Below are 20,274 nucleotides of genomic sequence, written 5' to 3' on the forward strand. Positions count from 1 at the left end.
TCGGATCTATGCCGACCGACACAGGCTCTATCGTTCACCATCGACACTGCCGACGGGCACGGGCCCGCGGGGAGGAGATGGTCAGTGGTGACGATGACGACCGCCGGCAAGGTACGCGGGACCGACGAGGGCGGCATCGCCGTCTTCAGGGGCATTCCGTTCGCGAAGAGCCCCTTCGGGCCGCTCAGGATGGCCGCACCGGCGCCCGCCGACCCCTGGGACGGCACCCGTGACGCCACCGGCTTCGGTCCCCGGCCGCCCCAGCAGGCGGTGCTGCCCGGGATGCCGGCGTGGAGCTCCGCCGGCGGGCTCGACTGCCTGACCGTCAACGTGTGGTCGCCCGACCCCGGCGGTTCCGGCCTGCCGGTGATGGTGTGGATCTACGGCGGCGCGTACGTCACCGGCTCCTCCGACCTGCCGGAGTACGACGGGCGGCGGCTGGCGGGCGAGGGCGTGGTCGTGGTCTCGTTCAACTACCGGATCGGCATGGAGGGCTTCGGCCGGATCGACGGCGCCCCGCCGAACCGGGGGCTGCTCGACCAGGTCGCGGCGTTGCGCTGGGTCCAGGAGAACATCACCGCGTTCGGCGGCGACCCGGGAAACGTCACGATCTTCGGCGAGTCGGCCGGCGCGGGCTCGATCGCCTGCCTGCTGACGATGCCCTCGGCGGCCGGCCTGTTCCGGCGCGCGATCGCGCAGAGCGTGCCGGGCCTGTTCCTCACCCCCGAGCGGGCCGCCCGCGTCACCGCGGCCGTCGTCGAGCGGCTGGGCGGCGCGTCGCCGTCCGAGAGCGCGCCGGAGGAGCTGCTCGCGGCGGGGAGCGCGGTGGCCGCCGAGGACTTCACGGCCTTCCCCGGGCGATGGGGACGGCTGGCCTTCGCGTCGGTCCCGTTCATGCCGGTCGTGGACGGCGAGGTCCTGCCCTCGCTGCCGTGGCCGGCCCTGGCCGGGGGCGCCGCCCGGGACGTCGACCTGGTCGTGGGGTTCACCAGGGACGAGTTCGACCTCTTCCTCTCGATGGACCCGAGGCCGGACGACGACCTGGCCTCCCGGCTCGACGCGGCCCTCGCGGCGCTCGCCCCGCCCGGCGCGGACGCGGCCTACCGCGCCGCCCTCCCCGGGGCGTCCGCGCGGCGGCTGTACGGCACGCTCATGTCCGACTGGCTGTTCAGGATGCCGAGCGCGCTGCTGGCCGACGCGCATCGCGGGCGCACCTTCGCCTACGAGCTGGCCTGGTCGCCCACCCCGCTCGGCGCCTGTCACGGCCTGGACGTGCCGCTGACCTTCGGCACCCTGGACACGCCACTGGCCGCGATGCTGACCGGGGGCGCCCCCGAGGGCGAGGCGCTCTCGGGGCAGTTCCGCACCGCCTGGACCCGGTTCGCGGCCACGGGCGACCCCGGCTGGCCCGGCCACGAACCGGAGAAGGCCGTCACCCACGTCTTCGACGTGGGCAGCTCGGACGTGGCCGACCCCGAGGCGTCGTCCAGGGCGCTGTGGTCCGGCACCGGCGTCGGCGTCATCGACTGAACGACGCCCCGGCCCGGCGCCTCGGGGGCGCCCGCCGCGTCCCGGGTCAGCCGGAGACGTACGTGATGGAGCCGGTCCAGCGGTTGGCCGCGTCCCGGTAGACCTGGAACAGCCCGGTGTCGAAGTACGGGGAGATGCCGGTGTCGTACCGTCCGTCGGCGTCGGTGTCGGCGACGCTGATCGTCAGGCCGGTCAGGTAGCCGGCCCGGGTCTCGGCGTCGTACCCGGTCACCCACGCCGCCCCCGGCGAGACCGTGAACGGCGACTCCACGCCGACGGGCCGGTCCGCGCGCAGGATGGAGGGCTTCACCGCGAACGTCGGCCCGGTCGAGCGTTCGAGGCTCTGGCCGGCGTACGGGCCGGTGCCGTCGGGGTGGAGCCCGGAGGGGTGGCCGAAGACGTCGGCCGCCGGCGGGAGCGGCTGGTTGGCCGCGATCCCGAGGCCGCCGACGTTGTCGCCGAGGCGGCCGACGGTGGTCAGCGTGTCCGGGGCGGACAGGACGACGCCGCTGTGGACGGTGGCGAAGGCGTAGTCCCGGTCGAAGTCGTGCAGGTCCTCGAAGTCGTAGTGGGTGATGCCCTGCTTGCCGACGTACAGGCCGTAGGGGGTGGCGCCGTCGGAGTAGGCCGGGACGAAGACCCACTTGCCGAGCGCGCCCATCGGGGCCTCGATGTCGAACACACAGTGGCCCGCGGTGGCGACCAGGTTGCGGTACTTCGACTGCACCGAGGTGCCGGTGCACCAGTGGGGCAGGCCGTCGCTGCCGATGAAGAACACCTTGCCGGACGTGACGACCTCGTCGCCGGGCGGCGGGTTCTCGGCCCCGATCGGCGGGGTGCTGACCGCGGGCCCGTCCGGGACGACGCCGGTGGACAGGCGTTCGCCCCCCGCCACGGCCAGCACGGTGTACGGCGTGGCGGCCCGCAGGTTGGCGGCGTCGCCGTCGAGCCAGAACCTGGCCACCTCCCGGGCCTTGTCCACGACGGTGGCCAGCGAGACCGTCGCGACGGTGGCCGCCCCGGCGGGCCCGGCCACGACGACGGGGGCCAGCAGGCTCAGCGCGGCGGCTGACGCGATCATTGCACGCCTCAAGGACATCTCTCCGTCCGGTAGAGCCGGCCGGACGACCCGGCCGGCGAACACCAAGATCGTAAGCACCACCGGCAGCAGATGCCCACACGTTTTAGATCACATGTTCGAAACGGTGCCGAGCCCGGAAACGCGTACGGCCCATCACCTGGAGGTGATGGGCCGGGTCCGAGGGGAACCGCGCGGGTCAGGACCGCTTGCGGCCCACCGCGCACAGGTGGTAGTCGCCGTCGATCGGGGACGGGTCGGTGTCGGGGTCGGGGCGCCACTCGCGGGTGTTGACGATGCCCGGCTCCAGGAGGTCGAAGCCGTCCAGCATGGAGGCGAACACCGACCGCCTGCGGGCCGTGAACGGCGAGGTCGCGTTGCGGTAGACGGCACTGACGTCGTCGGCCTTGCTCGGCATGGTGTCCGGGGCGACGTGCGTCAGCACGAGGTGGCTGCCCGCGGGCAGCAGGTCGCGGTAGCGGTGGACGACGCCGACCGGGTCCTCGTCGTCGGTGACGAAGTGCAGCAGCGAGACCACCAGCAGCGCGATCGGCCGGGAGAAGTCCAGCACCTCCGCGGCCCGCTCCATGACGGCCTCCGGCCGCCGCAGGTCGCCCTCCTGGACGGTGACGTCGGGCGAGTGGCCGAGCAGGGCGCGGGAGTGGGTGAGCACGACCGAGTCGTTGTCCACGTAGATGATCTTCGCGCCCTCGATCACCTCGTGGACGTGGCCCGCGGTCGGCAGCCCCGACCCGATGTCGAGGAACTGGTCGACGCCCGTCTGCCGCAGGTGGCGCACGGCGCGCTGCAGGAAGGCCCGGCTGTTGCGGGCGTCGCCCCTGATCTCGGGGATGATCGACAGCACCTTCTCCGCGGCGGCCCGGTCGGACGCGAAGTTGTCCTTCCCGCCGAGGTAGTAGTCGTACATCCGCGCCACGTTGGGCACCGCGGCGCTGACGCCCGGCGGGACTCGGTCACTCATCATGTGCCAAACCTAGACGATCTAGGGCTGACGTTGGGATGATCTCTGCCATGTTAGGTCTCGACGCCGCGACGGGCATCAGCAGGACCAACCTCTGGGCATGCATGGGGCTCGGGCTCCTCGGCACGGCGGTCATCACGTTCCTGCCGGCCGCCCAGCCGTACCTGCTCACCGACGCTCTGGGGCTGTCCGGCGACGACCTGGGCCGCACGACCGGCTACCTCCAGGTCGCCGCGGAGGCGGCGCTCATCCTGAGCCTGGCCTGGTACGGCGCGCTCGCCGACCGGATCGGCCGGCGGCCGGTCGCCGTGGCGGGGCTGCTGCTGTGCACCCTCGGCGCGGCGCTCTACCCGTTCGCGGGCAACGTCGCCGTCCTGGTCGCCCTGCGGGTCGTGTTCGCCCTCGGGATCGCCGCCCTGAACGTCACCATGTCCGCGATCACCGCCGACTACGTGCGCGACCGCGCGCGCGGCAGGGCCTACGGCTGGCTCGGCCTGTTCAGCGGCATCGGCGCGGTGATCGCGGTGCTGGTGCTGGTACGCCTGCCGAACATGCTGGAGGACGGCGGCATGGCCCCGGCCACGGCGGCCAGGGTGGGCTTCCTGGTGGTCGCCGGGCTGGTGCTGCTGGGCGCGCTGGCCCTGCGCGGCACGCTGGCCCCCGGCCTGGCCACGTCCGTCGAGCCGCCCGCCGGGCAACCGGCCGGTGCGCGGGCCGGGCTGGCGCGGCTGGTCGTCGAGGGCGTGCGGCTGGCCCGCGACCCCGGCGTGGCGCTGTCGTACGCGGCGTCGTTCGTGGCCAGGGCCGACCTGGCGCTGGTGGCGAGCTTCCTGTCGTTGTGGATCGTGGACTACGCCAAGGCCGTGCGTGGCATGTCCGCCACCGAGGCCCTGGCCAAGAGCGGCGCGATCGTGGGCATCGCGTACATGGTGATCGTGGTGGGCGCGCCGCTGTTCGGCTGGCTCGGCGACCGGATGCGGCGGCAGGACGTGGTGATCCTGGCCCAGGCGCTGGCCGGGGCAGCGTACCTGTCGACGCTGCTGGTCAGCGACCCGCTCGGGCCGGGGATGATGCTGGTGGCGGCGGCCGTCGGGCTGGGCGAGATCGGCGTCATCACCACGGCGGGCCCGCTGCTGGCCCAGCAGGTGCCGGCCCGCTACCGGGGCTCCAGCTTCGGCGTCCAGACGCTCTGCGGCGCGATCGGCATCTTCGTCATCTCCGGCGTCGGCGGCTGGCTCTACGACCTGTGGCGGCCCGCGGCCCCCTTCGCGCTGGCGGGCGCGTGCGGCCTGCTGGTCGCCCTGTTCGGCCTGGCCGTACGCCGCCGGGTGACCCCCGTCCCCGAGGCCGTCCAGGGGACGGTGCCCGCGGCCTGACAGACGAAGGCGCCCCTTCAGGCAGGCGCCCTCGTCGCAGGTCAGGCGACCAGCCGGCGGTCGGCCGCCCGCACGGTCTCCCGCACGACGCGGCAGATGCCGGCGATGTGCCCGGCGTCCACCGTGGGCCCGGTCGGCAGGGACAGGACGCGGGCGGCCAGGCCCTCGGCCCGGGGCAGGGGCAGCGGGAAGTGCCTGCCCGGGTCCGACCGGTACGGCTCGACCTGGTGGCAGATCGGGGAGAAGTAGCGGCGCGCGTGCACGTTCTCCACCAGCAGCGCCGCCAGCACGGCGTCCCTCGACACGCCGGCGACGGCCTCGTCCACCTCGATGACCAGGTATTGGAAGTTGGCCCGTTCGCCGGGCGCCTGGCCGCGCACCACGACGCCCGGCAGCCCGGCCAGCAGTTCCTCGTAGACCCGCTGGTTGCGCCGGTTGGCCTCGACGATGGTGTCGATGGCCTCCAGCGAGGTCAGCCCCATGGCCGCGTGGAACTCGCTCATCCGGGCCACCGTGCCGGCCCCGGAGATCTGCCCGGCCGCGTCGATGCCCTGGTTGCGCAGCTCCCTGACCCGCGCGGCAAGGTCGTCGTCGTCGGTGACGATCGCGCCGCCCTCGACGCTGTTGACGAACTTGGTGGCGTGGAAGCTGAAGATCTCGGCGTCCCCGGACGTCCCGATCGGCCTGCCCCGGTAGGTGCAGCCGAGCGCGTGCGCCGCGTCGAACAGCAGGACGAGCCCGTGCTCGCGGGCCAGGCGCTCCAGCGCGTCCACGTCGCACGGGTAGCCGAAGACGTGCACGCCGAGGATGCCGCGGGTGCGCGGGCCGATCAGGCGCTCGACGTGGTCGGGGTCGGCGTTGCCGGTGATCTCGTCGGAGTCGCAGAAGACCGGGACGATGCCGATCCACTCCAGCGCGTGGGCGGTGGCCACCCACGTGAAGGAGGGGACGATCACCTCGTCGCCCGGCCGCAGCCCGGCGGCCCTGGCCGCGATCTGGATGCCGGTGGTGGCGTTGCAGGTCGCCACGGCGTGCCGGGCGCCGGTCAGGTCGGCCAGGCGCGCCTCGAACTCGCGCACCAGCGGGCCGTTGTTGGTCAGCCAGAGCCGGTCGAGCACGCCGCCGAGCCGTTCCAGCAGGCGCGCCCGCTCCCCCGCGTTCGGCCGGCCGACGACGAGGGGCTCACCGAAGGCCATCGCCGGCCCCCTCCTCGCGCACGCCGACGAACAGCCCGGGGCTGTTGGGCCGGCCGTCGGCCAGCTTGAACGCGGGCCGGAACTCGGCCCGGCAGCCCGCCTTGGCGAACGCCTCCAGGTACTGGTCGCAGGTGAACAGGCTGGAGTACAGGACCTCGGCGAACTCCTTGAAGCCCGAGGCGTCGGCGACCCTGAACCGCACCTCCAGCCGGCTCTTGCCGCCCTCCCTGCGCGAGTGCGTCATGCGAGAGATGACGAGCCCGTCCTCCACCAGCGTGTGGCCGCCGACGTGCCCGTCGAGGAAGTTCTCCGGGAAGTACCAGGGCTCGACGACGAGGACGCCGCCGGGCGCCAGGTGGGCCGCCATCCGGCCGACGGCCTCCACCAGCTCGTCGTAGGAGCCCAGCTCGCCGACGGCGTTGCCCATGCAGGTCACGGCGTCGAAGGTGCGTCCGAGGTCGAAGGTGCGCATGTCGCCGGGGTGCAGCGGCACGCCGGGCAGCCGCCGTCCGGCGACCTCCCGCATGTCGGGCGACAGCTCGACCCCTTCGACGTGGTCGAAGAGCTTGGCGAAGGTCTCCAGGTGCGCGCCGGTGCCGCAGGCGACGTCGAGCAGCGAGGCCGCGTGCGGCGACCGTTCCCTGATGATCCTGTCGAGCTCCTGGGCCTCGCCCTCGAAGCTCTTGCCGCGGCTGCGGAAGACGCGGTCGTAGTACTCGGCGTGGTCGGATCCGTATTCCATGCAGATCTCCTTCAGGCCACCGCCGGGACGGGCTCGGCCGTCACGACCCTCGGCTGCGGGATGGGGATGATGAACTTGCCGCCGCGGCGCAGGAAGTCCCGCTCCTTGGAGATGATCTCGTCGGCGTAGTTCCAGGCGAGCAGCAGGTAGTAGTCGGGCTGCTGGTCGCGGGCCTGCTCGGGCGAGCGGCACGGGATGCGGGTGCCGGGCAGCAGCCTGCCGTGCTTGAGGCTGGTGGTGTCGCTGCAGAAGCGCACCTCGGCGGGGCCGAGCTCGCAGAACTGCAGCAGGGTGGTGCCCTTGGAGGGCGCGCCGTACCCGGCGACGGTCAGGCCGCGGCCGGCCAGGTCGCGCACGAGGTCGCCGATCTCCTTGATCACCTGGTGGGCGCGCTCGGCGAAGGCCAGGTAGGCGTCGTCGGAGTCGAGGCCGCTCTGCCGCTCCAGCGACAGCAGCCGGTCGACGGAGGGGCGGGTGGGGTGGGCCGAGCCCTCCCTGGCGGCGAAGACGACGATCGAGCCGCCGTGCACGGCCGCCCGCTCGACGTCCACGATGCGCAGGCCGTGCCGCCGGAACAGGTGGCCGAGGGTGGTGACCGAGTAGTACGACAGGTGCTCGTGGTAGATCGTGTCGAACTGGTTCTCCTCCAGCAGGTCCAGCAGGTACGGGACCTCGATCGCGACCAGCCCGTCGGGGGCCAGCACGGCGGTGGCGCCGTCCAGCACGTTGTGCACGTCGTCGATGTGGGCGAAGCACTGGCGGCCGAGCACCAGCTTGGCCTCGCCCTGCTCGGCGTGGATGCGGCGGCCCTGGTCGGCGCCGAAGAACTCGGGCAGCGTGCGCACGCCGCGGGCGTTGGCGATCTCGGCCAGGTTCTCGGCCGGGTCCACGCCGACGACGCGCTGCCCCTGCTCCTGGAAGAGCGCGAGCTGCAGGCCGATGTTGCTGCCCAGCTCGACGACCAGCTCGCCCGGCGCGAGCCCGGCCCGGCGGGTGCACCAGCCGGCGATGCGCCGCATGTGGCCGGTCATCTGGTCGGACTCGGAGGTGACGTACACATAGTGCCGGAACAGCACGTCGGGCCTGATCACGTGCCGGATGGCCATCAGCCGGCAGTTGCGGCACACGATGACGTCCACGGGGTAGGCGGGCTCCTCGGCCGGAAGGTCGGCGGGGTCGAGGAAGCCGTTGGCCAGCGGCACGGACCCGAAGGAGGTGACCTCCAGCCAGTCGTCGCGCCCGCAGACCCGGCACGTGTCAAGACGTCGGACAATGTCCTGCATGGCTTCTCCTCATGATCTTCAGTGGGCGGCCACGGCGAGCTCGCGGTGCTTGAGCGGTTCCCACCAGGACCGGTTGTCCCGGTACCACGCGACGGTCGCGGCCAGCCCGGTCTCGAAGTCGACCGACGGCGCGTAGCCCAGCTCCCGCTCGATCTTGGAGATGTCGAGGGAGTAGCGCAGGTCGTGCCCCGGCCGGTCGGGGACGTGCTCGACCATGTCCCAGCCCGCGCCGCACGCCTCCAGCAGGCGGGCGGTCAGCTCCAGGTTGCTCAGCTCGCTGCCGCCGCCGATGTGGTAGACCTCGCCGGCCCGGCCGCGGTCGAGGACCATGCGGATGGCCCGGCAGTGGTCGGAGACGTGCAGCCAGTCGCGCCGGTTGCCGCCGTCGCCGTACAGGGGCACCCGGCGGCCTTCGAGCAGGTTGGTGACGAACAGCGGGATGACCTTCTCGGGGAACTGGTAGTGGCCGTAGTTGTTGGTGCAGCGGGTGATCACGACGTCCAGCCCGAGCGTGCGGTGGAAGGCCAGCGCGAGCAGGTCGGAGCCGGCCTTGGAGGCCGCGTACGGCACGTTCGGCGCGAGCGGCGTCTCCTCGGTCCACGAGCCTTCGGCGATGGAGCCGTACACCTCGTCGGTGGAGACGTGCACGAAGCGGCCGACGCCGTGCCGCAGGGCCGCCTCCAGCAGGGTCTGGGTGCCCAGCACGTTGGAGCGCACGAAGCCGGTCGCGCTGACGATCGATCGGTCGACGTGCGTCTCGGCGGCGAAGTGCACGATCGCGTCCTGCCCGGCCACCACCTCGTCGGCCACGAGCGGGTCGGCGGTGTCGCCCTGCACGAAGCGCAGCCCCGGGTGGCCGGCCACCGGGTCGAGGTTCTCCAGGTTGCCGGAATAGGTGAGCTTGTCCAGGACGGTGACCCGCGTGCCCGGCGAGTCGCGCAACGTGGCTCTGACGAACTCCGAGCCGATGAAACCGGCGCCGCCGGTGACCAGGATCCGCAACTGTCCGCCTCCTGTCTGAGGGGTCGACGGCTACCGGGCGGCGGCGGTCAGCCGCTCCAGCTCCGCGACGATGTCGGTCGGGCTCGGCGTGGCCAGCCAGTCCTCGTGGATGGCGGCCGCGCCCTTGGTGAACGAGGGGTCCTTCAGCACGCGCAGCAGCTCGTCGCGGATCTCGGCCGCGGACTGCGTCTGGTGGTTGATCCGCACGCCGGCGCCGCGCGTGGTGACGTACCGGGAGGTTCGGGTCGAGGTGAGCTGCTTCTGGCACTGGAGCTGCCAGTCGATGCCGTTCTCGACGGGGGTGCCGACGAGCCGGTTGTGCTCGTCGGTGTCGCAGACGACCTGCGGGACGTTCATGGCCGAGGCGGCCGCGAAGGTGCCGATCGAGCCGTGGTGAATGATCGCCGAGCAGGTCGGCAGGAGCTGGTCGAGCGGCACGTAGTCGAACACGCGCACGTTGGCGGGCAGCGGGCGGTCCAGGTCGAGCAGCTGGTTGGCGTCCAGGGTGGCGACGACCTCGGCGTCCAGGCCGTCCACGGCCTCCATCAGCTTGGCGGTGCGGCCCCAGTCGCCCTTGAAGAACGTGCGCATCGACACGCCCAGCGAGATCGCCACCCGCGGCCGGTCCGGCGGTCGCCGCAGCCACTCGGGGACGACGCTCGCCCCGGTGTAGGGGACGTACCGGACGGGCAGGCGGCGCACGCCCGGGGCGGGCAGGCTCATCCCGGGCGGGAACGGGTCCACCGTCCAGTCGCCGAGCAGCAGGTTGTCGTCGACGGTCACGCCGTACCTGTCGGCCAGCGGGCCGATCACCCCGGTCATGGGGTTCCGCTCGCCGCTGCCGGCGAACTTCTCCGTGGCCCAGGCGGTGTAGTCGGGGGCCAGCAGCGTACGGGCGTGGGCGGCGCCGCAGACCCGGGCCGCCACCGCGCCGCACGGGAACCACGGGTCCCACAGGACGAGGTCGGGCCGCCATTCGCGGGCGAACTCGACGACGGCCTGCACGTCCTGGCGGGGCTCCGGCGGATGGTAGTTGCGCATGGTCAGCAGCGCGAAGTGGTAGAAGACATCCCAGGGCGGGCGTTCCGCCTCGGTGATGCCGAGCGCGGCGACCAGGCGCTCCGACTCCTCGATCGTCGGGATCAGGCCGGCGAACCCGGGGTAGCCGCGGTCGTGCACCGACAGCGGCTCCGGCGCGCCGCAGGAGACCGCGGTCAGCCCGGCCGCGTTCACCGACCGGTGGAAGTCGGGCACCGAGACCCCGGTGTCGACGCCCGGCGGGGCCGCCACCACCACCTGGTGCCCGGCCGCCTGCAACGCCCACGCGTAGGGCACGATCGGCAGGAAGTGCGCCGTCGCGGGGAAGACGGTGAACATCACGCGCATGGCGATCACTCCAGAGGCGAGTCGGGGGCGGCCAGGCCGGCGCGCAGGATCTCGCCGAAGTCGGCCACCATCGTCGCGATCGTGCTCTCGGTGAACAGGTTGCTGTTGTAGGCGAAGTTGCCGAAGATCTCGCCGGAGGGCGCGATGTCGAAGGTGAGCAGCGCGCCGTCGGGGATGTCGGTGCCGTTGGGCTGGTCCAGCAGGCGTTCGCGGACCTCGGCGATCTCCAGGTCGCCGACGCGCTCGCCGTCCATCCCGGTGGCGAACTGCCAGACCTGCAGCGCGCACAGCGCCTTGCTCTCCAGCGCGGCGTCGGCCATCAGCTCGGGCGCCTCGGCGACGATCTGCAGGAACGGGATCTCGTTGGCGTAGGAGTCCATGCAGGTCCGGCGGGAGCGCTCGACGACCTGCCGGAAGGTGGCGCAGCCGTCCAGGCCGGTGCGCAGCGGCAGGAAGTTGAAGAACGGCCCCACGGTCTCCTGGAACTCCGGCTGCCCGCGTCCGGAGCTGATCACCGGGACGACCAGGTCGGTGGCCCCGGTGATCCGGCTGAGCAGCACGTTGTAGGCCGCCAGCAGCACCATGAACGGCGAGCTGCGCATCGTCCTGGCGTAGCTGATCACCCGGGTGGAGACGTCCTTGGGCAGGGAGAACCGGTGGACCGGGCAGACCTTGGCCAGCCCGGCCGACCTGGCGTGGTCGGTGGGGACGGCCAGCATGCGCGCCCCGCGCAGCCGCTCGCCCCAGAAGTCGCGGGCGGCCTGGGTCTCGGCGCTGCCGGCCTGCTCCTGCTGCTGTCCGGCGTACTCGTGGTAGGGCCGGGGCTCCGGCAGCGGCGGCACGGCGTGGCCGCGGCGCTCGGCGTAGCGGGTGACGATGTCGCGGATGAGCAGCTGCATGGACCAGCCGTCGCCCGCGGTGTGGTGCACGATCAGCGCGAGCACGGCGTCCTCGTCGTCGAACCGGCCGAGTATGCCGCGCAGGTGCGGCAGCTCCTGAAGGCTGTAGGAGCCGGCCTCGACCTCGGTGAGCAGCTCCTCGGCCCGCAGCGTGCGCTCCTCGGGGGCGGCGGCCGGCAGGTCGACCACGAGCAGCCGGGCCGGCGCGGACGGCTGCCGCACCTGGTACGCCTCCCCCTCCCCCCGGGTGATCGTCATGTTGAGCGCGTCGTGCCGGTCGGCGACGTCGTCCATGGCGAGCTGGAGGGTGTCGACGTCGATGCGGCCGCGCAGGCGCCAGCCGACCACGATGTTGTAGCGGGCGCTGAAGGGCCCCTGGGCGTCGCCCTGGTCGAACAGGCGCAGGAAGTGCTGGGTGTAGGACAGGGGGTACCGGATCGCCGGCGGGGAAATGGTCATGCTGCCGCCTCCGTGCGGGCATCGCGTCGGCCGCTGCGCTGGAGCTCCACGGCCCGGTACAGGGCGCTGATGTTGCCGCTGCCGAAGCTGCGGGCGCCCAGTCGCTCGATGAGTTCGAAGAAGAAGGTGTCGCGGGGGTGGGTGGAGCGGGCGAAGATCTGGTAGAGCTGCCCGTCGTGGTCCTCGTCGACGAGGATGTCGAGCCGGGCCAGGTCCTCCAGCCGGTACTTCACCGGCCGGACCCGTTCGGCGAGCAGGCTGTAGTAGACGTCGGGGGCGGTCAGGAACTCCACCCCGCGGGCCGCGGTGCCCTCCACCGCGGCCACGATGTCGGCGGCGGCCAGCGCCAGGTGCTGCACGCCCGCGCCGCCGTGGTCGCGCAGGAACTCGTCGATGTGGCCGGGCGTCCTGGTCACGTCCGGCTCGATCAGCGTGAACGTCACCTCGCCGCCGCGGCTGCGGACGACCTTGGTGGTCATGGCCTGTGAGCCGACGGCGATGCGCTCGGCGAAGGTGAGGTCGAAGCCGAGCACCCGCCGGTACCACTCGACGGTGGCGTCGAGCTCCCCGGCCGGGACGCACACGGCCAGGTGGTCCACCTCCTGCAGCCCGAGTGCTGAGCCGGCCGGCCGCGGCCCGGTGTCGCGGAAGCCGGGCAGCGCGCGTTCCTCCGCCCCGGCCGGGCGCTGCACGAACGTGTGCAGCACGTCGCCGAAGCCGTGGATGGCGGCCGTGACGAAGCCGTCGCGCCCGGCGGGGGCCGAGACCGGACGGGCGCCGCGCCGCACCGCCTCGTGGTAGGCGGCCGCGGCGTCGGGCACGCCCAGCGCGATGTCGGACACGCCGTCGCCGTGCCGGTCGAGGTAGCCGGCGCCGGGGTGGTCGGCGGCCAGCGGCTGGGTGAGCACGAACCTGATCCGGTTCGCGCCCAGGGCGGCCGCGCGGGCCCGGCCGTCCTGGGCCGTGGCGTAGGCCGCCAGGCCCAGGGAGCCGGTCAGCCGGGCGGTCTCGCTCTCCAGGTCGCCGACGTAGAAGCCGATGTGGTCCAGGCGCAGGTCGTCGAAGATCGTCGTGGTGGCCATGGTCTATCCGGCGTCCGTCCGGACGGCGAGCCCGCGCGGGCGCAGGTCCGTCCAGTGGGCGGTGACGTACTCGGTGCAGGCGTCGCGGACGGCGGGGCCGAAGGCGACCTCCCACCCCGCGGGCACGTCGGCGAAGGCGGGCCACAGGCAGTGCCGGCCCTCGTGGTTCACCAGCACGCGGAAGGCCGCGTCCCGGTCCTCGAATGGGTTGCTCATCTCGTCCCTCTCACTGGGTGCGTGCGCCGGCCTCTAGCCACTCGTCCAGGCCGGCCACGGTCGCCGCGTCGAACAGGTCGCCGATGGACAGGTTCACGCCCAGCGCCGCGCGGATCCGGCTGACCAGCCGCATCGCCAGCAGCGACTGGACGTCCAGGTCGAAGATGCTGTCGTCCACGCCGACCCGTTCTACGCCGAACACCTCGGCGAACACGGTGCACAGGACCTCCTGGCGGGGGTTCTGCGGCGCGCGGTAGGCCGAGCCGGGCTCGGTGTCGGGGTCGGGCAGGGCCGCGCGGTCCACCTTGCCGTTGGCGGTCAGGGGCAGCGCGTCCAGCACGACGAACGCCGTGGGCACCATGTAGTCCGGCAGCGACGTGCGCACGTGGGCGCGCAGCGCGGCGGGGTCGGGGGCCGCGGCGGCCGGCACGACGTAGGCGACCAGGCGTTTGTCGCCCTGCCGGGACTGCCCGGCCACGACGGCGACGTGCGCCAGCCCGGGATAGGCGGCCAGCACGGCCTCCACCTCGGCCAGCTCCACCCGGAAGCCCAGGATCTTGACCTGGTCGCCGGCCCGCCCGATGAACTCGATCTGCCCGTCGTCGTTGCGCCGGACCAGGTCGCCGGTGCGGTACATGCGCTCGCCCGGCCCGCCGAACGGGTCGGCGACGAAGCGCTCGGCGGTCAGGTCGGGGCGGCCGTAGTAGCCCCGGGCCACTCCCCTGCCCGCGATGTACAGCTCGCCCTCCAGGTCGCCGGGGACCGGGCTGAGGCGGTCGTCGAGCACGTAGAGCCGCACGTCCCGCATCGGCCCGCCGACCGGCACGCTCGTGCCCAGCTCGGTCCCGGCGGTCAGGGGCGCGTGGGTGGAGAACAGGGTCACCTCGGTCGCGCCGTACATGGCCCGCACGGTCGTCCCCGGGCAGGCGGCCAGCACCTGGCGGACGGCGGCCGGGACGATCACGTCGCCGCCGGTGAGCACCTCGCGCACCCCGGCCAGGCAGTCCGCCCCCTCCTCGGCCACGACGCGGAACAGCCCGGCGGTCAGGTGCAGCCCGGTGATCCGCTCCTCGCGGATCAGCCGGCGCAGGGTGTCGAGGTCCGGCTCGCCGGGCGGCGCCACGACGATCGTGCCGCCGTGCAGCAGCGGCACCCACAGCTCGTACGTCGAGACGTTGAACGCGTACGGCGCGACCATCAGGACGCGCTCGTGGGCGCCGGTGTCCCAGCAGGGGTCGAGGGCCAGGCCGAGCACGTCCCAGTGGGTGACCGCGACGCCCTTGGGGTGCCCGGTCGAGCCCGAGGTGTAGATGACGTAGGCCAGGTCGTCCGGGGCGGTGGCGACGCCGGGGTCCGTGGCCGGCTGCGCGGCGGTGGCGGGGTCGTCGTCGGCCAGCAGGGTCGCGGGGGCAGCCGGGAGGCCCGCGGCGGCCTTGGCGCGGTCGGCGACCAGGACGGGCGTCCCGGACGAGTCGACGATCCACTGCCGGCGGTCGGCCGGGTAGGCGCTGTGGACGGGCAGGTAGCAGCCGCCCGTCTTGAGGATCGCGAGGAGCGTGACGACCAGCTCGGCCGAGCGCTCCATCAGCACCGCGACCGGCGTCTCGGGGCCGGCGCCGAGCCCGCGCAGGCGGTGGGCGAGGCGGTTGGCCCGCTCGTCGAGCTCCCGGTAGGTCAGCCGCACCGGGCCCGCCGACACCGCGACCGCGTCGGGCGTGCGCCTGGCCTGCTCGGCGACGTGTCCGTGCACAGTTGTAGGCGACATCAGCGCGTTCCTCAGTCGTCGTGGAAGATGGCGTGGATGCCGGAGACGCCCGAGAGCATCGTGGCGAAGTCGATCTTGCGGGGGCGGAGCTTGCTGGGGTCGAGGGTCTTCTGCGCCCGGTCCCAGTACTCCTCCTTGTGCTTGGTGCGGTCGTAGAAGAAGCGCACGAAGTCCAGCAGGGAGTCCAGGAACTCGCGGTAGTCCTTCTCGTAGCGGGCCAGCACGGCCTCCTCCGAGGCCGGGTCGTTAAGGATCTCGTCCACCGCGCCGGCCAGCCCGTGGGCGCCGCGCAGCGCCAGGCCGACGCCGGTGGACAGCAGCGGGTCGATGAAGGCCGCCGCGTCGCCCACCAGAGCCCAGCCGGGGCCGTGGAAGCGGGTGCAGGTGTAGGACCAGTCGCGGATGCTGCGGAAGCCGCTGACCCGGGTGGCGCCCTCGGTCAGGGCCCGCACCTCCTCGGCGGCGGCCAGCTCCGAGGCGTACAGGTCCTCCAGGCTCTTGCCGGACTTCTTGTACTCGTCGATGGGGGTGACGTAGCCGACGCTCACCGTGCCGTCGTGCAGGGGGATGAACCAGAACCAGCCCGCCGGGCGATTCTCGGTGACGGTGTCGCCGAAGCGCGTGCCGCCGTAGCGCTTGCAGCCCTGCCAGTACGACCAGACCGCGATGTTGCGCAGGTCGTCGTGGTACTCGATGAGGTCGAAGCGGCGGGCCAGCAGGTGCTGCTGCCCGGTGGCGTCGATCAGCAGGCGGCAGCGGGCGGTGCGCTGCTCGGCGTCACCCTTCACCGTGTACGTCACGCCGGTGACGCGGTCGCCGTCGAACACCAGGTCCTTGACCGTGGCCTCCTCGAACACCGTCGCGCCCAGCTCCCTGGCCCTGGCCAGCAGGAGGGAGTCGAAGTCGGCGCGGCGCACCTGGTAGGCGTACTCGTAGTTGGACGCCTCGGCGAAGCGGAAGTCCCAGGTGCCCTGGTTCCTGCCCCACAACAGGGTGCCGCCGTACTTCTTGACGAACCCCATCTGGTCGAGCCTGTCCTTCAGGCCCAGCTCCTCCAACGTGGGCATGGACCCCGTGATCAGCGACTCGCCGATGTGGTAACGCGGGAACTTCTCCCGCTCCAGCACCAGAACCCGGTGCCCGCGCTGGGCCAGCAGTCCCGCCGTACCCGAGCCGCCAGGGCCTCCGCCGATCACGACAACGTCGAACTCGTCATGAGTATTGATCACCGTGCTCCTCCGTTTCGCCGCTCTGCGACTCGCAGTCAGGGTCACATTCACGTCGCGGGGCCCACATCCTTTGAATTGCTGTCTGAGCTGACGAAACACCGCATTTCACAAGATGTACGGCGGGGTGGCCGCGTTCATCATGAGGCGAATGAGAACGGTCATCAGCGTCTGGATCGCCGAGCATCCCCTGCCGGACTACCTGGGCCCGATCAGGAGGATGGCCGCCGACTTCGAGGCGGCGCACCCGGACCTCCGGATCGAGATCACCGGGCACGGCTTCCGCGAGCTGCCCGCCGAGGTGGCCCGTGCGGCCGGCCGGGGCGAGCCGCCGGACCTGGCGGAGTACTACGCCACGGCCACCAGGCTCGCGCTGGACACCCGGTCGCGCTCCGGCGCGCCGCTGTTCACGCCGATCGAGCGCGCCGTCGGGGGGCGCGCGGAGATCCTCGGCGAGCCGGTCGTGCTCGCCGACCTCGAACCGGCCGTACGCGGCCACTACACCTACCGCGGCGAGCTCGTCGCCGCGCCCGCGACGGCGACCACGGCGGTGCTGCTCACCAACGCCACCCTGCTCCGCGCGGCCGGGATCGACGCGCCGCCGCGGACCTGGGAGGAGCTGGAGAACGCCTGCGCCGCCGTACGGGCGCTGCCCGGCGGCCCGCCGCACGGCGTCTCCTGGGCCAACCACGGCTGGCTGTTCCAGCAGGCCCTGGCCGGGCAGGGCGGCCTGCTGGCCGACCACGACAACGGCCGCGCCGGCCGCGCCGGACGGGTGGACCTGGCCTCCAAGGAGCTGCTGGCCTACGCCGCCTGGTGGCGGCGCCTGCACGCCGAGGGCCACTACCTGCGCGCGGGCGAGCCCGGTGACTGGGGCCCGGCGCTGGGGGCGTTCCTGGGTCAGCGGGTGGCGTTCACGATCGCGTCCTCGGTGGTGACCGGCATGATCGCCGAGCGCGGGCGGGAGTCCGGGTTCGAGGTGACGGCGAGCCCGCTGCCGCACAACGAGAGCCTGCCGCGCGCCGGGCACCTGGTCTCCGGCCAGGCGCTCTGGCTGACCGACGGGCTGCCGCCGGAGCGGCGGGACGGCGCGCTGGCGTTCGTCCAGCACCTGCTGAGCGCGGGCAACGCGGCGCGGTGGCACCGGGAGGCCGGTTTCCTGCCGGTCACCCGGGGCGCGGCCGGCCTCCTGGAGGAGGAGGGCTGGTTCGAGCGGCACCCGGTGCACCGGGCCGCGACCGCCCAGCTCCGCGCGGCCGACGGCTCCCCCGCCGCGCTGGGCGCGGTGCTCGGGGACTTCGCCGGGATCCAGGACGTGATGACGGAGGCCATGGCCCGGGTGCTGGACGGCGCCGACCCCGACGACTGCTTCGCCGAGGCGTCGGAGCGGGCTCAGCGCCTGCTCGACGCCTACAACGCCGACTGCCTGGACGGGCGCACCCCGCGGCGCCTGTCCGTGGGCTGAACCACCGCCGCCTTCCGGGCGGCGGCACCGCTCCCACGGCATCCGCCCGTGAAGTGAGCACTTCAGAAGAAGACCGTGCCGGCTGGCGATGCCACGCTCGGACATGGCGATGGGAGTTCCCGTATGTTAAGCCGACGGCGCTTGATCGTTCTCGGTGGCCTGGCAGGAGGCGCCGCGCTGACCCCGGTGTCCCGCGGGCTGTTCGGCGAGCCGGAACAGCAGGCGCAGCAGCAGCACATGATGCGCATGCACGACCACGGGGGCCGGGTCCCCGCGGTCCGCACCGGCGCCACCGCGGCGCCCTTCAGCGTCGCGATGCCGGTGCCCCCGGTGCTGGCCCCCGTGGCCACCCTGCCGGGCATCGACTTCTACCGGCTGTCCATCCAGCAGGCGGCCACCGAGATCCTGCCGGGCGTGAGCACGCCCGTGCTGACGTACGGCGGCCAGTTCACCGCCCCCACCATCCGCGCCCGGCAGGGCCGCAGGGCGCTGGTCACCTTCGACAACAGGCTCGGCCACGAGGCGAACGTGCACCTGCACGGCGGCCGCGTGCCGGCGGCCAGCGACGGGTACCCGATGGACCTGATCGCCGACGGCAAGTCGAAGACCTACGACTACCCGAACGCCCAGGCCGGCGCCACGCTGTGGTACCACGACCACACCCACCACATGGAGGCCGAGCACGTCTACCGCGGCATGCACGGCTTCTACCTGGTCGAGGGCGCCGACGAGCAGCAGCTCGGCCTGCCGTCCGGGGCCTACGACGTGCCCATCCTGCTGCGCGACGCGCTCTTCGACGACCAGGGCGGGCTGGTCTTCGACCCGGCCGACCCCTACAACCGGCCGACGCTGATCGCCAACGGCAAGGCCCAGCCGTACTTCAGGGTCGCGGCCCGCAAGTACCGGCTGCGCCTGCTCAACGGCTCCACGCACCGGATCTTCGAGCTGTCGCTGAGCAACGGCGCCCAGATGACGCAGATCGCCACCGACTGCGGGCTGCTGGCGGCGCCGGTGCCGACGTCCAAGCTGGTGCTCTCCTCGGGCGAGCGGGCCGAGGTCGTGATCGACTTCGGCGCGTTCCCGCTGGGCACGCAGGTGACGCTGGAGGACGTGAGCGGGTCCGTGCTCCGCTTCGACGTCGTACGGCGGGCCATCGACCGCAGCCGCGTGCCCAGCCAGTTGCGCGCGATGGTCCCGCTGGCCGCGGCCACGCAGACCCGGCAGCTCACCCTCAGCCTGGACCCGGTCAACATCCAGGCGCTGATCAACAATCAGGCGTTCGACGCCAATCGGGTGGACATGCAGGTCAAGCGGGGAACCAGCGAGGTCTGGGAGGTCACCAACTCCGACACCAACGTCGGGGGCTCGGGCTTCGGCGTCCCGCACAACTTCCACACCCACCTCGCCCAGTTCCGGATCCTGGACCGCGACGGCACGCCGCCGCAGCCGGGCGAGGCGGGGTGGAAGGACACGGTGCTCATCCAGCCGGGCGAGACCGTGCGCTTCCAGGCCAGCTTCGGCGACTACCTGGGGCGATACGTCTACCACTGTCACATGTTGGAGCACTCGGCCATCGGGATGATGGGCCAGATGGAGATCGTCAACTAGTTCCTCAAGGAGGACTGCATGAGCACCACGAACAGCACGACCGCCGTCGGCCGGTCCACCGGCCGCGGCGTCAACATCGCCCTCTGGGTCGCCCAGGTCCTTCTGGCGTTCCAGGTCGGCTTGGGCGGCGTGCTCAAGCTCGCCGGCGACCCGACCATGGTCGCCATGTTCGAGGACATCGGCGCCGGCCAGTGGTTCCGCTACGCGGTCGGCGTCCTGGAGATCGCCGGCGCGATCGGGCTGCTGATCCCGCGCCTGAGCGGCGTGGCCGCGCTGGCGCTGATCGGCCTGATGATCGGCGCGGCCGGCACCAACGCGATCGTGCTGGGCGGCGTCCCCGTGATCGAGGCCGTCCTGCTGGTCGTCCTGGCACTGGTCGTCTGGGGCCGCTGGTCCCGGGTCAAGGCGTTCTTCGGCGCCAAGTGAGCTCACCCCCGCCCGGTACGCGATCGGCGTACCGGGCATCGACCTGTCCCGTGGAGGGAACATGACAGAGACAGCCAACCCGCAGAACCAGCTCCCCACCCCCGATCCCTCGCTGCAGACCCTGCAACCGCTGGTCGGCACGTGGGAGATGACGGGCAAGGACTTCGGCACCGGCGAGGCGACCGGCGGCCGGCTCGTCTTCGAGTGGATGGACGGCGGCTTCTTCCTCGTCCAGCGCGTCGAGATGAGCCACGGCGGCGGCACGATGACCGGCGTGGAGTACATCGGCCACGACCCCGAGAGCGGCGCGCTGCGCTCCCACTACTTCGACAGCACCGGCAACAACTTCGTCTACGTGTGGAAGCTCGACGGGCGCGACCTCAACATCTGGTTCGGCGCGGAGGGCTCGCCGGCCGGGTTCAGCGGCGCCTTCAGCGAGGACGGCCGGACCATCAGCGGCCGGTGGGAGTGGCCGGGCGGCGGCTACGAGGCCACCATGACCCGGGCCGGCTGACCGTACCGATCCCGTGACGGCCGGGGCCGGTCCTCGCCG

General features: G+C 72.7%; 18 protein-coding genes. 6 read left to right on the forward strand and 12 right to left on the reverse strand.

Annotated features, from left to right (window positions below):
- The first annotated feature begins 93 nt into the window (after positions 1-93).
- On the forward strand, positions 94-1,530 hold the full coding sequence (locus ABZ459_RS40005; protein WP_357982488.1) for a carboxylesterase family protein: 1,437 nt from the start codon (positions 94-96) through the stop codon (positions 1,528-1,530).
- A gap of 46 nt (positions 1,531-1,576) precedes the next feature.
- On the opposite strand, the gene ABZ459_RS40010 is transcribed toward ABZ459_RS40005, so the two are convergent.
- The gene (locus tag ABZ459_RS40010) at positions 1,577-2,611 is read right to left on the reverse strand and encodes a hypothetical protein (protein ID WP_357982265.1); all 1,035 of its coding nucleotides are present in this window, start codon (positions 2,609-2,611) and stop codon (positions 1,577-1,579) included.
- 196 nt (positions 2,612-2,807) lie between these two features.
- Complete coding sequence (locus tag ABZ459_RS40015) at positions 2,808-3,593, reverse strand: SAM-dependent methyltransferase (RefSeq protein WP_357982268.1); 786 nt, start codon at positions 3,591-3,593, stop codon at positions 2,808-2,810.
- A gap of 47 nt (positions 3,594-3,640) precedes the next feature.
- Between ABZ459_RS40015 and ABZ459_RS40020 the strand changes: the two genes are divergently transcribed.
- Positions 3,641-4,966 carry an MFS transporter gene (locus ABZ459_RS40020; RefSeq protein ID WP_357982271.1) on the forward strand — a complete coding sequence of 442 codons (1,326 nt, stop codon included), beginning with the start codon at positions 3,641-3,643 and terminating at the stop codon, positions 4,964-4,966.
- Between the two features lie 41 nt (positions 4,967-5,007).
- Here the strand turns inward: ABZ459_RS40020 and ABZ459_RS40025 are convergent, their stop codons facing one another.
- The 10 genes from ABZ459_RS40025 to ABZ459_RS40070 are packed head-to-tail and all read right to left on the reverse strand — an operon-like array spanning position 5,008 to position 16,225.
- A complete protein-coding gene (locus ABZ459_RS40025) occupies positions 5,008-6,162 on the reverse strand; it encodes an aminotransferase class I/II-fold pyridoxal phosphate-dependent enzyme (protein WP_357982274.1) in 1,155 nt (384 codons plus the stop codon).
- Positions 6,149-6,904: a class I SAM-dependent methyltransferase gene (locus tag ABZ459_RS40030; RefSeq protein ID WP_357982276.1), complete on the reverse strand. Its 756-nt coding sequence runs from the start codon at positions 6,902-6,904 to the stop codon at positions 6,149-6,151. The genes ABZ459_RS40025 and ABZ459_RS40030 overlap by 14 nt, the downstream gene beginning before the upstream one ends.
- Before the next feature lie 11 nt (positions 6,905-6,915).
- Entirely contained in the window at positions 6,916-8,187 is a 1,272-nt protein-coding gene (locus tag ABZ459_RS40035) for a class I SAM-dependent methyltransferase (RefSeq protein WP_357982279.1), read from the reverse strand.
- An 18-nt stretch (positions 8,188-8,205) separates the two neighbouring features.
- Positions 8,206-9,189 (reverse strand): dTDP-glucose 4,6-dehydratase, encoded by a 984-nt coding sequence (rfbB, locus tag ABZ459_RS40040; protein ID WP_352327799.1) that lies wholly within the window; start codon positions 9,187-9,189, stop codon positions 8,206-8,208.
- A 30-nt stretch (positions 9,190-9,219) separates the two neighbouring features.
- Entirely contained in the window at positions 9,220-10,575 is a 1,356-nt protein-coding gene (locus tag ABZ459_RS40045; protein ID WP_357982282.1) for a nucleotide disphospho-sugar-binding domain-containing protein, read from the reverse strand.
- Positions 10,576-10,580: 5 nt separating this feature from the next.
- Positions 10,581-11,933, reverse strand: a complete 1,353-nt coding sequence (locus ABZ459_RS40050) for a condensation domain-containing protein (protein WP_357982285.1) — start codon at positions 11,931-11,933, stop codon at positions 10,581-10,583.
- The gene (gene hppD, locus ABZ459_RS40055) at positions 11,930-13,015 is read right to left on the reverse strand and encodes a 4-hydroxyphenylpyruvate dioxygenase (RefSeq protein ID WP_357982288.1); all 1,086 of its coding nucleotides are present in this window, start codon (positions 13,013-13,015) and stop codon (positions 11,930-11,932) included. The genes ABZ459_RS40050 and hppD overlap by 4 nt, the downstream gene beginning before the upstream one ends.
- Before the next feature lie 3 nt (positions 13,016-13,018).
- The gene (locus tag ABZ459_RS40060; RefSeq protein ID WP_357982291.1) at positions 13,019-13,231 is read right to left on the reverse strand and encodes an MbtH family protein; all 213 of its coding nucleotides are present in this window, start codon (positions 13,229-13,231) and stop codon (positions 13,019-13,021) included.
- A gap of 10 nt (positions 13,232-13,241) precedes the next feature.
- Positions 13,242-14,996, reverse strand: coding sequence for a non-ribosomal peptide synthetase (locus ABZ459_RS40065; protein ID WP_357982294.1), 1,755 nt, complete (start codon positions 14,994-14,996; stop codon positions 13,242-13,244).
- A gap of 11 nt (positions 14,997-15,007) precedes the next feature.
- On the reverse strand, positions 15,008-16,225 hold the full coding sequence (locus ABZ459_RS40070; RefSeq protein WP_357982296.1) for an NAD(P)/FAD-dependent oxidoreductase: 1,218 nt from the start codon (positions 16,223-16,225) through the stop codon (positions 15,008-15,010).
- A gap of 148 nt (positions 16,226-16,373) precedes the next feature.
- Here ABZ459_RS40070 and ABZ459_RS40075 point away from each other — a divergent pair, with 148 nt between their 5' ends.
- The 4 genes from ABZ459_RS40075 to ABZ459_RS40090 all read left to right on the forward strand — a co-directional run bounded on the left by ABZ459_RS40075 (position 16,374) and on the right by ABZ459_RS40090 (position 20,235).
- Positions 16,374-17,687, forward strand: coding sequence for an extracellular solute-binding protein (locus tag ABZ459_RS40075; protein WP_357982299.1), 1,314 nt, complete (start codon positions 16,374-16,376; stop codon positions 17,685-17,687).
- 141 nt (positions 17,688-17,828) lie between these two features.
- Positions 17,829-19,295, forward strand: a complete 1,467-nt coding sequence (locus tag ABZ459_RS40080; RefSeq protein WP_357982302.1) for a multicopper oxidase domain-containing protein — start codon at positions 17,829-17,831, stop codon at positions 19,293-19,295.
- 18 nt (positions 19,296-19,313) lie between these two features.
- Positions 19,314-19,721 (forward strand): DoxX family protein, encoded by a 408-nt coding sequence (locus tag ABZ459_RS40085; RefSeq protein WP_357982305.1) that lies wholly within the window; start codon positions 19,314-19,316, stop codon positions 19,719-19,721.
- 61 nt (positions 19,722-19,782) lie between these two features.
- Positions 19,783-20,235, forward strand: a complete 453-nt coding sequence (locus ABZ459_RS40090) for a DUF1579 family protein (RefSeq protein WP_352359900.1) — start codon at positions 19,783-19,785, stop codon at positions 20,233-20,235.
- Positions 20,236-20,274 lie beyond the last annotated feature (39 nt).

The organism is Nonomuraea sp. NPDC005692 (assembly GCF_040631115.1).
In the GTDB taxonomy this organism is placed as follows: Bacteria; Actinomycetota; Actinomycetes; order Streptosporangiales; family Streptosporangiaceae; genus Nonomuraea.

Excerpts from the sequence above, each read along its gene's own strand:
- ABZ459_RS40005 (WP_357982488.1), top strand. The coding sequence starts at position 94 with ATGACGACCGCCGGCAAGGTACGCGGGACCGACGAGGGCGGCATCGCC.
- ABZ459_RS40010 (WP_357982265.1), bottom strand. The coding sequence starts at position 2,611 with ATGATCGCGTCAGCCGCCGCGCTGAGCCTGCTGGCCCCCGTCGTCGTG.
- ABZ459_RS40015 (WP_357982268.1), bottom strand. The coding sequence starts at position 3,593 with ATGATGAGTGACCGAGTCCCGCCGGGCGTCAGCGCCGCGGTGCCCAAC.
- ABZ459_RS40020 (WP_357982271.1), top strand. The coding sequence starts at position 3,641 with ATGTTAGGTCTCGACGCCGCGACGGGCATCAGCAGGACCAACCTCTGG.
- ABZ459_RS40025 (WP_357982274.1), bottom strand. The coding sequence starts at position 6,162 with ATGGCCTTCGGTGAGCCCCTCGTCGTCGGCCGGCCGAACGCGGGGGAG.
- ABZ459_RS40030 (WP_357982276.1), bottom strand. The coding sequence starts at position 6,904 with ATGGAATACGGATCCGACCACGCCGAGTACTACGACCGCGTCTTCCGC.
- ABZ459_RS40035 (WP_357982279.1), bottom strand. The coding sequence starts at position 8,187 with ATGCAGGACATTGTCCGACGTCTTGACACGTGCCGGGTCTGCGGGCGC.
- ABZ459_RS40045 (WP_357982282.1), bottom strand. The coding sequence starts at position 10,575 with ATGCGCGTGATGTTCACCGTCTTCCCCGCGACGGCGCACTTCCTGCCG.
- ABZ459_RS40050 (WP_357982285.1), bottom strand. The coding sequence starts at position 11,933 with ATGACCATTTCCCCGCCGGCGATCCGGTACCCCCTGTCCTACACCCAG.
- hppD (WP_357982288.1), bottom strand. The coding sequence starts at position 13,015 with ATGGCCACCACGACGATCTTCGACGACCTGCGCCTGGACCACATCGGC.
- ABZ459_RS40060 (WP_357982291.1), bottom strand. The coding sequence starts at position 13,231 with ATGAGCAACCCATTCGAGGACCGGGACGCGGCCTTCCGCGTGCTGGTG.
- ABZ459_RS40065 (WP_357982294.1), bottom strand. The coding sequence starts at position 14,996 with ATGTCGCCTACAACTGTGCACGGACACGTCGCCGAGCAGGCCAGGCGC.
- ABZ459_RS40075 (WP_357982299.1), top strand. The coding sequence starts at position 16,374 with ATGAGAACGGTCATCAGCGTCTGGATCGCCGAGCATCCCCTGCCGGAC.
- ABZ459_RS40085 (WP_357982305.1), top strand. The coding sequence starts at position 19,314 with ATGAGCACCACGAACAGCACGACCGCCGTCGGCCGGTCCACCGGCCGC.
- ABZ459_RS40090 (WP_352359900.1), top strand. The coding sequence starts at position 19,783 with ATGACAGAGACAGCCAACCCGCAGAACCAGCTCCCCACCCCCGATCCC.